General features: G+C 44.8%; 13 protein-coding genes. 12 read left to right on the forward strand and 1 reads right to left on the reverse strand.

Annotated elements, in window-relative coordinates:
• Nucleotides 1–52 precede the first annotated feature (52 nt).
• On the reverse strand, nucleotides 53–1198 hold the full coding sequence (locus VRUMOI_RS12090; protein WP_089137672.1) for a 3-phenylpropionate MFS transporter: 1146 nt from the start codon (nucleotides 1196–1198) through the stop codon (nucleotides 53–55).
• Between the two features lie 206 nt (nucleotides 1199–1404).
• Between VRUMOI_RS12090 and VRUMOI_RS12095 the strand changes: the two genes are divergently transcribed.
• The 12 genes from VRUMOI_RS12095 to VRUMOI_RS12150 all read left to right on the forward strand — a co-directional run bounded on the left by VRUMOI_RS12095 (nucleotide 1405) and on the right by VRUMOI_RS12150 (nucleotide 14748).
• Complete coding sequence (locus VRUMOI_RS12095; RefSeq protein ID WP_089137734.1) at nucleotides 1405–3219, forward strand: DUF294 nucleotidyltransferase-like domain-containing protein; 1815 nt, start codon at nucleotides 1405–1407, stop codon at nucleotides 3217–3219.
• A 5-nt stretch (nucleotides 3220–3224) separates the two neighbouring features.
• The gene (locus tag VRUMOI_RS12100; protein ID WP_089137671.1) at nucleotides 3225–3860 is read left to right on the forward strand and encodes a 3'-5' exonuclease; all 636 of its coding nucleotides are present in this window, start codon (nucleotides 3225–3227) and stop codon (nucleotides 3858–3860) included.
• 201 nt (nucleotides 3861–4061) lie between these two features.
• Nucleotides 4062–6008 (forward strand): acetate--CoA ligase, encoded by a 1947-nt coding sequence (gene acs / locus VRUMOI_RS12105; protein ID WP_089137670.1) that lies wholly within the window; start codon nucleotides 4062–4064, stop codon nucleotides 6006–6008.
• 310 nt (nucleotides 6009–6318) lie between these two features.
• Complete coding sequence (gene aroQ / locus VRUMOI_RS12110; protein WP_089137669.1) at nucleotides 6319–6777, forward strand: type II 3-dehydroquinate dehydratase; 459 nt, start codon at nucleotides 6319–6321, stop codon at nucleotides 6775–6777.
• Nucleotides 6778–6889: 112 nt separating this feature from the next.
• A complete protein-coding gene (gene accB, locus VRUMOI_RS12115) occupies nucleotides 6890–7348 on the forward strand; it encodes an acetyl-CoA carboxylase biotin carboxyl carrier protein (RefSeq protein ID WP_089137668.1) in 459 nt (152 codons plus the stop codon).
• Nucleotides 7349–7403: 55 nt separating this feature from the next.
• Nucleotides 7404–8750, forward strand: a complete 1347-nt coding sequence (gene accC / locus VRUMOI_RS12120) for an acetyl-CoA carboxylase biotin carboxylase subunit (RefSeq protein ID WP_089137667.1) — start codon at nucleotides 7404–7406, stop codon at nucleotides 8748–8750.
• Nucleotides 8751–9186: 436 nt separating this feature from the next.
• Nucleotides 9187–9471 (forward strand): YhdT family protein, encoded by a 285-nt coding sequence (locus VRUMOI_RS12125; RefSeq protein ID WP_089137666.1) that lies wholly within the window; start codon nucleotides 9187–9189, stop codon nucleotides 9469–9471.
• Nucleotides 9464–10912, forward strand: a complete 1449-nt coding sequence (gene panF / locus VRUMOI_RS12130) for a sodium/pantothenate symporter (protein ID WP_089137665.1) — start codon at nucleotides 9464–9466, stop codon at nucleotides 10910–10912. Before VRUMOI_RS12125 ends, panF begins: the two co-directional genes overlap by 8 nt.
• A 139-nt stretch (nucleotides 10913–11051) precedes the next feature.
• Nucleotides 11052–11957, forward strand: coding sequence for a 50S ribosomal protein L11 methyltransferase (gene prmA, locus VRUMOI_RS12135; protein WP_089137664.1), 906 nt, complete (start codon nucleotides 11052–11054; stop codon nucleotides 11955–11957).
• A gap of 159 nt (nucleotides 11958–12116) precedes the next feature.
• Nucleotides 12117–13082 carry a tRNA dihydrouridine synthase DusB gene (dusB, locus tag VRUMOI_RS12140; protein WP_162598392.1) on the forward strand — a complete coding sequence of 322 codons (966 nt, stop codon included), beginning with the start codon at nucleotides 12117–12119 and terminating at the stop codon, nucleotides 13080–13082.
• A 76-nt stretch (nucleotides 13083–13158) separates the two neighbouring features.
• On the forward strand, nucleotides 13159–13455 hold the full coding sequence (gene fis, locus VRUMOI_RS12145) for a DNA-binding transcriptional regulator Fis (RefSeq protein WP_086962384.1): 297 nt from the start codon (nucleotides 13159–13161) through the stop codon (nucleotides 13453–13455).
• Between the two features lie 264 nt (nucleotides 13456–13719).
• A complete protein-coding gene (locus VRUMOI_RS12150) occupies nucleotides 13720–14748 on the forward strand; it encodes a LacI family DNA-binding transcriptional regulator (protein WP_089137663.1) in 1029 nt (342 codons plus the stop codon).
• Nucleotides 14749–14888 lie beyond the last annotated feature (140 nt).

The raw sequence follows: 14888 nt of genomic DNA on the forward strand, positions 1-14888 counted from the left end.
GAGCTCAAGTACAACCTTAGACCACTAGCGTTAAAAATATCGTTGAGCTGATTTAGCGAGCCCGTTCATCCAATTTAACCAATAGCGCCAATACACCCATCGCAGCCATCACCCAAAAGATCCCAGCGTGTAAATATTCATAGCCCCATCCACTCAATGCTGTCATTGCCGCGACAAATGCCCCCAAAGGAATCGCGTTATACAGCGATTGTAATGGCACCATTTGGTTGTCATCGGCTTGTTGAATATAGCGAATAGTCGCAAAATGTGTCAGAGCAAAAGTGAGGCCGTGCAACGTCTGTAAACCCGCCAGCATCCAAACCTCATGGGTTAACGCTAAACCACTCCAGCGCACAATCACAGCCAATGACGCCAATAAAAACATGCTTCTTAATGACCAACGAGCAAACAAACGAGCACTAAACGCAAATAACAGCACTTCAGATACGACTGAAAAGCTCCACAAATAACCTATGGTCGACTCAGCAATGCCAGCTTCTTTCCAATAAATCGAACTAAAACTGTAATAAGCCGCATGTGAACCTTGCAACAAGGCCACCAACAACAGAAATTTAATGACCGGCCACTGCTTTAACAGTGCGAGCAAAGGCGGTCTGGCTTTCTTTGCATCTTCAGATTGCGTAACAGGCTTTTGTGATGGTTGACGTAACGACATCAATACCGTCACCAATAAACCCGCGGCTGCCGTGTAAATGATCATATTGCTGCCAAACCCATTAGCGAGATAACCGACTAAGGTGGAACCCACAATAAAGGCGACCGACCCCCATAAACGGCTGCGGCCATAATCAATCAATTTGAGTTTGCTGTAGTAATTGGCCACCGAATCCGACAATGGCATCCCCGGTCCAAAGCAAGTATTAAACCCAATCACGGCTAATGCCAACCACAAAAAACGCCCTCCTGCGGCTAAATGCAAACTGGTAAAAATCAGGCAACCCAACGTCAAAATGCGCAATGCAGGCAGCAAATATTCCACTTTATGCACACGAGGTGTCACCATCAAATTCACCACACAACGTGTCGCAAAACCCAGTCCTAGCAAAATCCCAATGTCTGCCGCAGACACCCCTTGATCTGAAAGCCAAATCCCCCAAAAAGGCAGGTACACGCCATAAACAAAAAAGAAACCGAAAAAGTATTGGGATATCCAACCAAAAGGCGCAGGCTTGAGCATGATTCCATCCAAGGGCTTGTTGAGAAACAAAAAAACAGGCGTCATTATGCCTGTTATCCTACACAGTGACTATTCCAGTCATGCGAAAAATAATCAGTCAACAAAGCAGCATCAAGTAAGAAGTCTATATAGACCAAAGTCGTCTAGCGTGACCCAATGAAAATCGCCACACTAAAATCTCCCATTTTTGTATGAGTGTGGTTGCCATGCCTGATAAATTTAATATGACATTAGCACCCTTTGATCGCTTATCAGAACAGCAACAGGCACAACTACGCTCAAATCTTGATGTGGCTTACTTTCGCCAATCTGACACCATTCTCACGCCCGGAAAATGCGATGAGAACCTGTATGTATTAATTAAAGGTGCGGTAGAAGAAACCAGTGATGATGGTAGAGAAGTGTTTGCTCACTACGGCCATGAAGACATGTTTGATGTGCGCTCGCTACTCGATGGCACTATAAAACATCGTTATACCGCCTTGGAGGACACGCTCTCTTATCTGCTTCCTCGACGTATTTTCCTAGCGCTATATAAGGAAAACGAGGACTTTGCCGCCTATTTTGATAACAATTTATCGGCTCGCCAGCAGCGAATTGAGCAAGCGCATAATCAACAAAATTTAGCGGAATTCATTCTCACCAAAGTCGATGAGGCGATCTACACGCCAGCACTGATACTCGAGAGCGATGCCAATTTAAAACAAGCCACCGAACAAATGCAACAACATGGTAGTGATGCCGCGTTAATCGCTCTACCCAAACGGCAATATACTGATTCACAATTGCCGTTTGGCATTATTACTCGCACCGATTTATTACACGCGATCGCACTGGAACAACAACCGCTTGATTGTCCGGCGCAACAAGTGGCGAACTTTCCGGTTCTGCATGTGCCTGAAGGCGATTATTTATTTGATGCCATGATCATGATGACTCGCTATAAGTGCAAACGCCTTGCGGTCACTCAAGGTCAACAAATCGTTGGCATGCTCAACCTCACTCAAGTGTTGAGCGCTTTTTCTACTCACTCACACGTATTAACCTTGAGAATTGCCAACGCGAATAATCTAGATGAGCTTATCGATGCCGCCAGTCGGCAACGAGAGTTAGTACAAACCCTACAACATAACGGCATTCGTACTCGATTCATTATGGAGCTTATTTCTGCGGTCAATGAACAAATCATAGAGAAAGCTTTTGCGCTTATCGTGCCAGCGCATTTACATGATCATTGCTGCTTATTAGTGCTCGGTTCGGAAGGACGTGGCGAGCAAATCCTAAAGACCGATCAAGACAATGCGCTAATCATCAAAGATGGTCTGCATTGGCATCAATTTGGCCCGTTAATGGATCGTTTTAGTGAAACTTTGCAACGACTAGGTTATCCACCTTGTCCAGGTAAAGTGATGGTCAATAATCCTGAATGGGTCAAGAGCCAACTAGATTGGAAAAAATGCTTACAACAATGGACCAAAGAAAGCTCATCCTCTTCGGTAATGAAGCTGGCCATTTTTTCGGACGCTCAAGCGATTGCTGGCAATAAAAGCTTACTCGAACCTCTGAAACAACAACTACACACGTTAATGCACAATAATGGACTAGGCTTAATGGAGTTCGCCCGCCCAGCACTAGGCTTTGCGGTGCCACTGACTTTTTTTGGCCAAGTTAAACAAAACAAACAAGGGATAGATATTAAACAAGGCGGCATTTTCCCGATCGTACACGGCATTCGCACATTAGCGTTAGAACATCAAATTCTCGCCAGCAATACTTTTGAGCGAATCGAGCAACTACAACAACAAAATATTCTAGAAAGCTTAACCGCGGATAATTTGTCGGAAGCCCTCAAGTTATTTATCAAATGGCGACTGTCGCAACAACTTACTTGCCAACATAGCCATAATCAACTGGATGTTCAAAGCCTCAATCGTAGTGAGCGCGATCTCCTGCGTCATAGCCTACATGTGGTTAAAAAATTCAAGCAATGGCTTAGCTACCACTATCAAATTCGAGAGTAACGCATATGAATGCTCTGCAACGTTTATATTGGTTTTATCGCCTCAAACATTCCCCATACCAACCTCTTTTTGGTGTCATACCGAAAGGAGAGTTTGTATCTCTTGATTGTGAAACCACCAGCTTAAACCCACAACAAGCGGAGCTAGTCACTATCGCTGCCACCAAAATCATCAATAATAAAATCATCACCAGTGAGCCGTTTCATATCAAACTCAAAGCGCCACAATCATTGAGCTCAAGCTCGATTAAAATTCATCAACTTCGGCATCATGATCTGGCCGGTGGTTATTCGGAAGCAGAAGGATTAGAAAAACTGCTCGCCTTTATTGGTAATCGTCCTCTAGTGGGTTATCACATTCGTTACGATAAAACCATTTTAGACCGCGCCTATCGAAAACACTTTGGCTTTCCGCTACCCAATCCATTGATTGAAGTCAGTCACCTTTACCATCAACAGATAGAACGACTATTGCCCAATGCTTATTGTGATTTAAGTTTAGAGGCGATCTGCCGACATTTAGAACTGCCGATTCAAGAGCGCCATGATGCACTGCAAGATGCCATCACCGCAGCACTCATTTATGTCCGACTCACCTATGGCAACATGCCAAACCCTAGCCTTGCCTATAAAAAACGTTAAGGCTGGCGCCACCAAAAACATCAGATCTAGCTCTCATTTTACTCGATAAAATCAGACGAAAAGCCTTTATTAACAACATCTAAGCCTAAAGTCTAATTGTGGAAGTCCCAACATAGGCAGAAAGTAGAAATCAAACAACAGCCAATAAATTTCTTCCGTACCGATTAAAGAATTGAGTCAGACTCAAGCAAGGAGAGCCCAATGAGTGAAGTTCATATTCATCCCGTTAAAGAGAACATCTTGCAGCAAACTCACGCCGACAATGACACCTATTTATCAATGTACCAAGAGTCGGTCAATGACCCGCAAGGTTTCTGGGCTAAACATGGAAAGATTGTCGATTGGATTAAGCCTTTTACTCAAGTCAAAAACACGTCTTTTGAACCTGGCAATATCAGCATAAAATGGTTTGAAGATGGCCAACTTAACGTTTCCGCTAACTGTATTGACCGTCACCTCGCTGAGCGTGGCGATGAAGTCGCGATTATTTGGGAAGGAGATAATCCTAACGATGACGCGCAAATCACCTTCAACCAATTACATGAGAAAGTCTGTCGCTTTTCCAATGTGTTAAAAGCACAAGGGGTTAAAAAAGGCGATGTGGTGTGTCTTTACATGCCAATGGTGCCTGAAGCCGCGGTCGCAATGCTGGCCTGTACCCGTATCGGTGCTATTCATACTGTGGTCTTTGGCGGTTTCTCTCCTGATGCCCTTGCCGGCCGTATTATTGACTCCAACGCTAAAGTCGTGATTACGGCCGATGAAGGGGTGCGTGGCGGACGCGCTGTACCACTCAAAGCCAATGTCGACCAAGCTTTGAAAAACCCAGAAACTAATATCAGCAGTGTGGTGGTTTTCCAACGCACTGGCGGCAATGTTGAATGGAATGCTGAACGCGATATTTGGTGGCATGAAGCAACCGAACAGGCTTCGCCTGAATGCGCCCCCGAGCCAATGAATGCAGAGGACCCACTGTTTATTTTGTATACCTCAGGCTCCACTGGGAAACCCAAAGGGGTGCTTCACACCACTGGCGGCTACCTTGTTTATGCCACCATGACATTCAAATATGTTTTTGATTATCAACCCAATGATGTGTTCTGGTGTACGGCCGATGTGGGTTGGATCACCGGCCACACTTACCTTGTGTATGGCCCGCTCTCTAACGGCGCAAAAACCATCTTATTTGAAGGGGTACCAAACTACCCGAACACCAGTCGCATGAGCGAGGTGGTCGATAAACATCAAGTCAGCATTTTATACACCGCACCAACGGCGATTCGTGCCCTAATGGCTAAAGGTGATGAGGCAATTAAAGGCACCAAACGTTCTAGCTTACGTATTATGGGCTCAGTGGGTGAACCCATTAACCCAGAAGCGTGGGAGTGGTATTACAAAACCATTGGTGATGAACGTTGTCCGATCGTCGATACTTGGTGGCAAACCGAAACGGGTGGCATTTTAATCACCCCACTTCCGGGCGCAACCGAGCTGAAAGCGGGTTCCGCAACCCGTCCATTCTTTGGCGTACAACCGGCGTTGTTTGATAACGAAGGCGGTGTCTTAGAAGGTGCCAATGAAGGTAATCTGGTCATTACCGATTCTTGGCCAGGTCAAATGCGCACCATTTATGGCGATCATGAGCGTTTCGAGCAAACCTACTTCTCGACCTTTAAAGGCGTATACACCACCGGAGATGGCGCTCGTCGTGATGAAGATGGCTATTACTGGATCACCGGTCGTGTGGATGATGTACTTAACGTATCCGGCCACCGCATGGGAACCGCAGAGATTGAATCGGCACTGGTGGCATTCGATAAGATTGCTGAAGCGGCAATTGTCGGCATTCCGCACGACATCAAAGGTCAGGCGATTTACGCTTACATCACGCTTAATGATGGTGAATTCCCATCAGCGGAACTCCACAAAGAAGTGAAAGACTGGGTTCGTAAAGAAATTGGCCCAATTGCCACACCAGATGTACTGCATTGGACCGATTCACTACCGAAAACACGTTCAGGTAAAATCATGCGCCGTATTTTGCGTAAAATTGCCACAGGAGATACCAGCAATTTAGGAGACACTTCAACCTTAGCCGACCCAAGTGTGGTGGATAAGCTGATTGAAGAAAAAGCCAACTTAATGTAATTGACACATCACCATACACCAAGGCCGCCATATGATATGGCGGCCTTTTATTTACCAATCATATAAGTCGTTTCTTTTTCATTACCATGACAACTTGTAAACTTAACTTTTCATTTTTAGTAAACAAATCGACTTTAAACTGGCAAAAACCAGTCATTAGACCAGTAAAATGCTGCGATTTGCGCTGATTTAGCTATAATCGGTCAAATTATTAGCTTCAGTGTCATTTTTTTTGCTATCTTACTTAGCAAAGCATCAAAATTATGACATGATGCATTTTACATTCACTTTAATGGATATTAGCCACACAATGTCAGCAAACTTACGAGTTCTAGTCTTAAATGGGCCGAATTTAAATTTGCTCGGGTTACGTGAACCGACGCATTATGGTTCTAATACATTGTCCGATATTGTTAATAACTTAGAGGCGCAAGCTAAAGAGTTAGGTATTGAACTGTCGCATTTACAATCGAATCGTGAATACGAATTGATCGAAGCGATTCATGCCGCTTACAACACTATCGACTTTATCATCATCAACCCTGCCGCGTTTACCCACACCAGTGTGGCACTACGCGATGCATTGCTTGGGGTGAAGATTCCATTTATTGAAGTGCACCTATCGAACGTTCACGCTCGCGAAGCTTTCCGCCATCATTCTTATCTTTCAGATAAAGCGGTTGGTGTGATTTGCGGGCTCGGCGCTCAAGGTTACCAATTTGCACTCTCGGCAGCGCACGCTCATTTAAGCCAAACGCCATCGGCTTAATGAATTCGCTACCAAGATTTCGCGCGTTCAAATTACTTGGACACGTTTACGACATTGGCAGTAGTTTTACTATTGTCGTGAAATGAATAATTAAACTAATAGAGAACACATTATGGATATTCGTAAAATCAAGAAGCTTATCGAGCTAGTAGAAGAATCTGGCATCGCTGAACTTGAAATCTCTGAAGGTGAAGAATCAGTACGCATCAACCGCTATAGCAATCAAGCGGCTCCTGCAGCTCCAGTTCAATATGCGGCAGCTCCGGCTCCAGCAGCGCCTGCGGCTGCACCAGCGGCATCTGAACCAGCAGCGCCTGCGGCTGCTCCTATAGAAACGGGTCACAAAGTACTTTCACCAATGGTTGGTACTTTCTACCGTTCTCCAAGCCCAGAAGCGAAATCTTTCATCGAGATTGGTCAAAGCGTACAAGAAGGTCAAACGCTTTGTATCGTTGAAGCAATGAAAATGATGAACCAAATTGAAGCTGATAAAACAGGTGTTGTTAAAGCTATCCTTGTTGAAGATGGCCAACCTGTTGAATTCGATCAACCGCTTGTTGTGATTGAATAAGTCTGTTGTTTCAAACAGATCTCACATCATTAACACGGTAACAAGAGGCAATAAAATGCTAGATAAATTAGTCATCGCGAACCGAGGGGAAATCGCCCTACGTATTCTTCGCGCATGTAAAGAGCTAGGCATTAAAACGGTCGCCATTCACTCAACGGCTGACCGTGATTTAAAACACGTACTACTTGCAGATGAAACCATTTGTATTGGTCCTGCTCGCAGTACAGATAGCTACCTAAACGTGCCACGTATTATTTCTGCTGCAGAAGTATCGGGCGCAGTTGCTATCCACCCAGGTTACGGTTTCTTATCTGAGAACGCCGACTTCGCTGAACAAGTTGAAAAATCTGGCTTCATCTTCGTTGGCCCGAAAGCTGAAACTATTCGCCTAATGGGTGACAAAGTTTCTGCTATCAACGCAATGAAAAAAGCTGGCGTACCTTGTGTACCGGGTTCTGATGGCCAGTTAGACGATGACGATGCGAAAAACCGCGCCTTTGCAAAACGCATTGGTTACCCAGTTATCATCAAAGCCTCTGGTGGCGGCGGTGGTCGTGGTATGCGTGTAGTACGTAAAGATGCCGATTTGGTTGAAGCAATTGCAATGACTCGTTCTGAAGCAAAATCTTTCTTCAACAATGACATGGTTTACATGGAGAAATACCTAGAAAACCCTCGTCACATTGAAGTTCAAGTATTAGCCGATGGACAAGGTGGCGCAATCCACCTAGGTGAGCGTGACTGTTCTATGCAACGTCGTCACCAAAAAGTGGTGGAAGAAGCGCCAGCACCGGGTATTACTGAAGAAATGCGTCAATACATTGGTGAGCGTTGTACGCGTGCTTGTATTGAGATCGGCTACCGTGGCGCAGGTACTTTTGAGTTCCTATACGAAAACGGCGAGTTCTACTTCATTGAAATGAACACCCGTATTCAGGTTGAGCACCCAGTAACCGAGATGGTCACTGGCATTGACCTAATCAAAGAGCAATTACGTATTGCGGCAGGTCAACCTTTATCATTCACGCAAAACGACATTAAGATCCGCGGCCATGCGGTTGAGTGTCGTATCAATGCGGAAGATCCAGTGCGCTTCCTACCTTGTCCGGGTAAAATCCAACACTTCCACCCACCAGGTGGCATGGGCGTTCGTTGGGAATCTCACGTGTATGCGGGTTACTCTGTACCGCCACACTACGATTCAATGATCGGCAAGCTAATCACATTCGGTGAAAACCGTGATGTAGCGATTGCTCGCATGAAGAATGCATTAGGCGAAACCATCATTGATGGCATCAAGACCAACATTCCTCTACAAATTGACATCATGAACGATGAAAACTTCCAACACGGTGGTGCAAATATTCACTACCTTGAGAAGAAGCTAGGTTTGCAGGACTAAGAGCAAGCTACTAGGAGCTAGTCCCTAGTTTCTAGAAAAAGACACAGAGACCGTGGCGAGAGCCGCGGTCTTTTTTTGTTTTTGGGTGTCGGGGCTCGGGCGCTGCGCTGCTCGTTTCACGAAAAGAAAGGGACGGGATTCGGGGACGCTTCGCTCGAGAGCCGAAAAGCATTCTTGTTTCGAGTGACGCGTCACGTGTAAGAGCGAGCAACCTCTCGCAATATTTTTTGCTCTTGCTTTTACTCGTAACACGAAGCGAAGCGCTCACGTAACTCGCAAGCATCTTTCGCTTTTTCGAGCCACGAGAAGCGTAGCGCCCTAGCGACGAAAGCCGCTCTCCTAGAAACCAGAAACTAGGAACTTATTCCCATTTGTCTTTCTTCCCATTGTTTGTAAAAATGCTTCCCCTCTTTCAGTTCACTAAAGCACCATTGCCATGAAAACACTACAAGCTCGTTATCGACAAGCACACAAAGAAGCCAAATGGGCAATTGGACTCGCATTAGCCTATTTTGTCTGGTGGTATGTTTCGGCTTATGGTTTAGCGCCTAGTCCAGAAAATATCACCGAGATGCCGACTCTCTACTTTGGTTTCCCACTATGGTTTTTAATGGCTTGTGTCGTCGGCCCTGTTGTTTTTACTTTGTTATGTGTCGCGATGGTGAAATGGATCTACCAAGATATGTCATTAGAAATCGAACAAGAAGATCATCATGAATAGCCAAATTCTTATTCCGCTAGCTTTATATCTTATTGCGGTATTCGGTCTCGCTTTTTGGAGCAGTCGCCACAGCAACAAACAAGGCTTTTTAAATGAATACCTCGTCGGCGGTCGCAGCATGGGCGGCTTTGTGCTTGCCATGACCCTTGCTGCAACGTATGCCAGTGCTAGCTCATTTATTGGTGGCCCGGGCGCCGCTTATCAGATGGGGCTTGGTTGGGTATTACTTGCGATGATCCAATTACCGGCCACCTGGCTGACCCTCGGGGTATTGGGTAAAAAGTTCGCGATTGAAGCTCGTCGTCATAACGCACTCACGTTAAATGACATTCTGTACGCTCGTTATCAACACCGTGGCGTTGTTGTATTTGCTTCATTATCATTATTACTGGCCTTCTTTGGCACTATGGTGGTTCAATTTGTAGGGGGCGCACGCCTACTGCAAACCGTGACTGGTCTTTCTTACACTCATGGTTTAATGATTTTTGCTATCACTGTGGGTTTATACACCACCATTGGCGGTTTTCGCGCGGTGGTGATGACCGATACGTTGCAAGGCATCATGATGATTATCGGTACCATCGCGTTACTGGTCGGCATCGTTCATGCTGGTGGGAGCATTGGAGAAATCGTCACTGACTTGCACACCATCGATCCCGCTTTAATCACGCCTTATGGACCAAATCATTTTCTTAGCGAACCCTTTATGATGAGCTTTTGGGTATTGGTGTGTTTTGGGGTAATTGGTCTACCTCACGCCGCAGTACGTTGCATGTCTTACAAAGACAGTGGGTCACTGCATAAAGGCATGGTGATCAGCACCATTATGGTGGCGCTGTTGATGTTAGGCATGCACTTAGCCGGCGCATTTGGCCGTGCCATCGTGCCCGATATCGCCAGCCCTGACCAAATCATGCCCACCTTGATGATCACGGTTCTGCCTCCGGTGGTTGCCGGGATTTTCTTAGCCGGCCCAATGGCGGCGATTATGTCGACCATCGACTCACAATTAATTCAAGCCTCGGCAACGCTACTCAAAGACTTATACATCAACTACATCAATCCTTCGATGGGCGAAGGTGAAAAAGCCGAGAAAACGCTACCTAAATTATCATTGTGGGTAACCGGTATTTTCGCCGCATTAGTCTTTGTGGCGGCGCTTAATCCACCGGATATGATCATCTGGCTGAATTTATTAGCCTTTGGTGGCATGCAAGCGGTATTCCTGTGGCCACTGGTATTAGGGCTTTATTGGAAAAACGCTTCAGCCACTGGCGCTTTTGCGTCGATGGTCGTCGGGCTGTGTTCTTATATTGCATTCAGCACTTTCAAACCCGATATGGGCGGTGTTCATGCTATCGTTCCCACGCTACTGCTGGGATTAATAGCCTTTATTATTGGCAGCAAACTCAAACCTAACCTTAAAACGCAAACCATCTAATGTGTCGCTGTCGTGCCCCCTCAAGCACGGCAGCGTTATCGGCTAGGTATAAACCTCTACAAAAAGTGGCTCATCTGCTAAACTTCGCCCCAATTTCTCGTATATTTCAATATTCATTAACCTAGTAGAGGCCAACCCCATGCCTTGGATTCAAATTAAAATTAACGCTACCAAAGACAATGCTGAAACATTAGGCGATATGTTAATGGAGCAAACTGGCGCTCTGTCGGTCACCTTTCTTGATGCTAAGGATGCTCCTATTTTTGAACCACTACCGGGTGAAACTCGCCTGTGGGGTGAAACCGATATCCTAGCGCTATACGACGCAGAAACCGATACCAACTGGGTATTAGAACAAATGCGCGCGAGCAACATGTTAACGGCTGATTTTGCCTACAAAGTAGAACAACTTGAAGATAAAGATTGGGAACGCGAATGGATGGATAACTTCCACCCAATGCAATTTGGTAAGCGTCTGTGGATTTGTCCAAGCTGGCGTGATGTACCCGATCCTAGCGCGGTCAACGTTCTTCTTGATCCGGGTCTTGCGTTTGGTACCGGTACTCACGCTACCACCGCTTTATGCTTAAGCTGGCTAGACAGCATTGACCTTACCGGAAAAACCGTCATCGATTTTGGTTGTGGCTCCGGCATCCTCGCCATTGCGGCCATAAAGTTAGGTGCCGCTAAAGTGATCGGTATCGATATCGACCCTCAAGCGATTGTGGCATCGAAAGATAACGCAGAACGCAATGGCGTGGCTGACCAATTAGAGCTCTACCTGCCTCAAAATCAACCGGAAGGATTAGTGGCCGATGTCGTGGTTGCTAATATTCTTGCCGCCCCTCTGCGCGAACTATCTGGTGTGATCTCTGGCTTAGTCAAACCATCCGGTTTAATCGCCATGTCTGGTATCTTAGATACTCAAGCAGAAGATGTTGCGTCATATTATCAAGAAGCATTCCAACTTGATCCGATTGCAGAGCAACAGGAATGGTGTCGCGTCTCTGGCCAAAAGAAGTCAGGTCAAAAAATACCGGCATAACACAGCGTTAAAAACTTTTTATTGCAACACTCGGGGCTAATTGACTGAAAAGTAGACAATTTCGTAAAGTATTTATGAAATGGTCAAATATTAGTCTTTTCACGCCCTGAAAAAATGCGTAAAATGCGCGCCCTTGCAGAGATGAAGTGTGATGCTGTTTTGAAAATCGGAAACTACACATTACCGAATAACCTTATCGTCGCCCCAATGGCGGGAGTGACCGATAGGCCGTTTCGAGAATTGTGCCTTCGATATGGTGCCGGTATGGCCGTCAGTGAAATGATGTCCTCGAATCCTAAAGTTTGGAACACATCAAAATCACTACAACGCATGGTACATGAAGGCGAATCGGGCATTCGTTCTGTACAAATTGCGGGAGCTGATCCTGATCTCATGGCACAAGCCGCGCAAGTCAGTGTTGAAAACGGTGCCCAAATCATCGATATCAACATGGGCTGCCCGGCGAAAAAAGTAAATAAAAAACTGGCAGGTTCCGCGTTATTGCAACGCCCCGATATTATCGAACAGATATTAAAAGCGGTGGTGAACGCAGTGGAGGTTCCCGTAACCTTAAAAACGCGCACAGGATGGGACACAGACAATAAAAACTGTGTCGAAGTTGCCAAGATGGCTGAGCAATGTGGCATACAAGCACTGGCACTCCACGGGAGAACTCGCGCTTGCATGTACAAAGGCGAAGCAGAATACGACACCATTAGAGCCGTCAAACAAGCTATCTCTATTCCCGTGATTGCCAATGGTGATATTGATAGCCCAGAAAAAGCGAAATTCGTACTCGATTACACTGGTGCGGATGCTCTAATGATCGGACGGCCTGCCCAAGGTCGACCTTGGATTTTTAACCAGATCCAACATTATTTACAAACCGGAGAACACTTGCCACCGCTTCCACAAGAAGAAGTGCAAGATATCCTGATTGGCCATGTTCAAGCTCTTCATGAATTTTATGGGGAGTTCTTAGGCCCTCGCATCGCTCGTAAGCATGTGGGTTGGTATCTAAAAGAACATGATGATGAAGGTGCGTTCCGCCGTATTTTCAATGCCATCGAAGACGCTTCACAGCAAATCGATGTGCTAAAAGGTTATTTTGTCTATCCAAGCTGATTGTAGGTGATCCTTTAACCAGCCGAATGATAGAGATAACGTTGCATTATAATTACCAGAAGAGCTAAGACTAATTATGTTCGAACAAAATCTGACTTCAGAACCACTAACAGTAACGACTGTCACATCACAAGACCAGATCACACAGAAGCCACTACGTGACTCAGTAAAAGCATCTTTAAAGAACTACCTTGCTCAACTAAACGGCCAGGATGTTAACGATCTTTACGAATTAGTATTAGCAGAAGTTGAACAACCAATGCTTGATATGGTTATGCAGTACACTCGTGGTAACCAAACTCGTGCAGCGAACATGATGGGTATCAACCGTGGTACGCTTCGTAAGAAGCTTAAAAAATACGGCATGAACTAAAGTAATTTGGTTTAAAAAAATAAAGGCTTACGTTCATTCGTAAGCCTTTTTTGTTATTGAACACTATCAAAATATTTCTCTCAATTTTTAATATCTTAAAAAATCACGTTTCGTAAATTAATCACACTATCCTTCATTTTCCCATTCACTTTATTTCCCTATCCGCGAATATGTAAAATAATCAAAATCACCACTCAAAATATCAGCTATAGTTCACTCTCTAAACCGTGATGATAACCATATTTCACTATTCAAGTAGAGTTCATGAAAAATACAGTGACGATCAAAGACATTGCCAAAAAAGCCGAAGTATCAACCACTACGGTATCGCTAGCATTAAGGAATAAGGGCAATCTTTCCCCTGAAACAAGAGATAAAGTCATTCAGATTGCTCAAGATATTGGTTATGTTCGTAACCACCTTGCCGCAAAATTACGTTCTAAATACAGTAAAACTATTGGCATCGTGGTGGGAGATATAAGCTGCAGCTACACATCCCACACTCTAAAAAGCTTGATTGATAAACTGCAAGCACAAGATTATCTGATAAATATCTATCAATGTGATCACCAATGGAAAACGCTCACCGAACAAACTCATCAGCTCATCTCCCAAGGCGTTGACGGTATTTTTTATTGTTTATCTTTATCCGGAGGCGCTTTTTATCAAGCGGCATTAGATTCTGTTCCGAATGATTTACCCATTATTGATTTATCAAAAAATAGCATATTTACCGATAACGTCGATTATCTCGGTGTCGACCACGCTAACTCAGGAAGAATGGCGACAGACTATTTCATCAATCAAGGTCATAGAAAAGTTGCCTATGTGGGAGGCGAAACTGGCTCTATGTGCCGAGCTGAGCGAATTTCAGGCTACTTTAAAGCACTTAATCACGCCAATTTATCCGCAAGTACTCATTGTGTTTTGGATTCTGAAGAAGGGTTATCTGAAAGAGTTTTTCACTTATTGAAAGAAGATGCCGCAATCTCGGCCGTGATCTGCCATGACCTTGAATCTTACGCTGAAGCATGTGTTGCCATTGAACGTTTAGGCCACAAAGTTGGTTACGATCAAGTCTTCGGTAAAGTCGTCTCCTTGATCTGCTTTGTGGATACAAAACCAACCTTCTATTTTAACGATTCATCATTATTTATTTCAGCCGACTTAGGGGAAATAGGTGTTCAAGCTTGCCGACGATTTTTTGAAGTCAGTCAAGAAATAGAGGGCTCTCCCAAAGAGGAATCCCCTTCCTTTCGCCTGATGATCCCGTCTAGCATTCATCATAAATAAGTACTTTATAAAAATTTTCGAGAAGTAAAACGTTTAACTAAAAAGTCGATTTATAAAGTAAAACGTTTAATTTTTAATAAAAACATCGCTTTATTTCGCTTACTTGACTCGGCCCTTCTTATAATCTCCTTGTCATGAAT

Origin of the sequence: Vibrio rumoiensis, assembly GCF_002218045.2 — a bacterium.
Taxonomy (GTDB): Bacteria; Pseudomonadota; Gammaproteobacteria; order Enterobacterales; family Vibrionaceae; genus Vibrio; species Vibrio rumoiensis.

Coding starts and splice junctions, on each gene's coding strand:
- accC (WP_089137667.1), top strand. CDS start 7,404: ATGCTAGATAAATTAGTCATCGCGAACCGAGGGGAAATCGCCCTACGT.
- panF (WP_089137665.1), top strand. CDS start 9,464: ATGAATAGCCAAATTCTTATTCCGCTAGCTTTATATCTTATTGCGGTA.
- prmA (WP_089137664.1), top strand. CDS start 11,052: ATGCCTTGGATTCAAATTAAAATTAACGCTACCAAAGACAATGCTGAA.
- accB (WP_089137668.1), top strand. CDS start 6,890: ATGGATATTCGTAAAATCAAGAAGCTTATCGAGCTAGTAGAAGAATCT.
- VRUMOI_RS12100 (WP_089137671.1), top strand. CDS start 3,225: ATGAATGCTCTGCAACGTTTATATTGGTTTTATCGCCTCAAACATTCC.
- aroQ (WP_089137669.1), top strand. CDS start 6,319: ATGTCAGCAAACTTACGAGTTCTAGTCTTAAATGGGCCGAATTTAAAT.
- fis (WP_086962384.1), top strand. CDS start 13,159: ATGTTCGAACAAAATCTGACTTCAGAACCACTAACAGTAACGACTGTC.
- VRUMOI_RS12095 (WP_089137734.1), top strand. CDS start 1,405: ATGCCTGATAAATTTAATATGACATTAGCACCCTTTGATCGCTTATCA.
- VRUMOI_RS12125 (WP_089137666.1), top strand. CDS start 9,187: ATGAAAACACTACAAGCTCGTTATCGACAAGCACACAAAGAAGCCAAA.
- VRUMOI_RS12150 (WP_089137663.1), top strand. CDS start 13,720: ATGAAAAATACAGTGACGATCAAAGACATTGCCAAAAAAGCCGAAGTA.
- VRUMOI_RS12090 (WP_089137672.1), bottom strand. CDS start 1,198: ATGCTCAAGCCTGCGCCTTTTGGTTGGATATCCCAATACTTTTTCGGT.
- acs (WP_089137670.1), top strand. CDS start 4,062: ATGAGTGAAGTTCATATTCATCCCGTTAAAGAGAACATCTTGCAGCAA.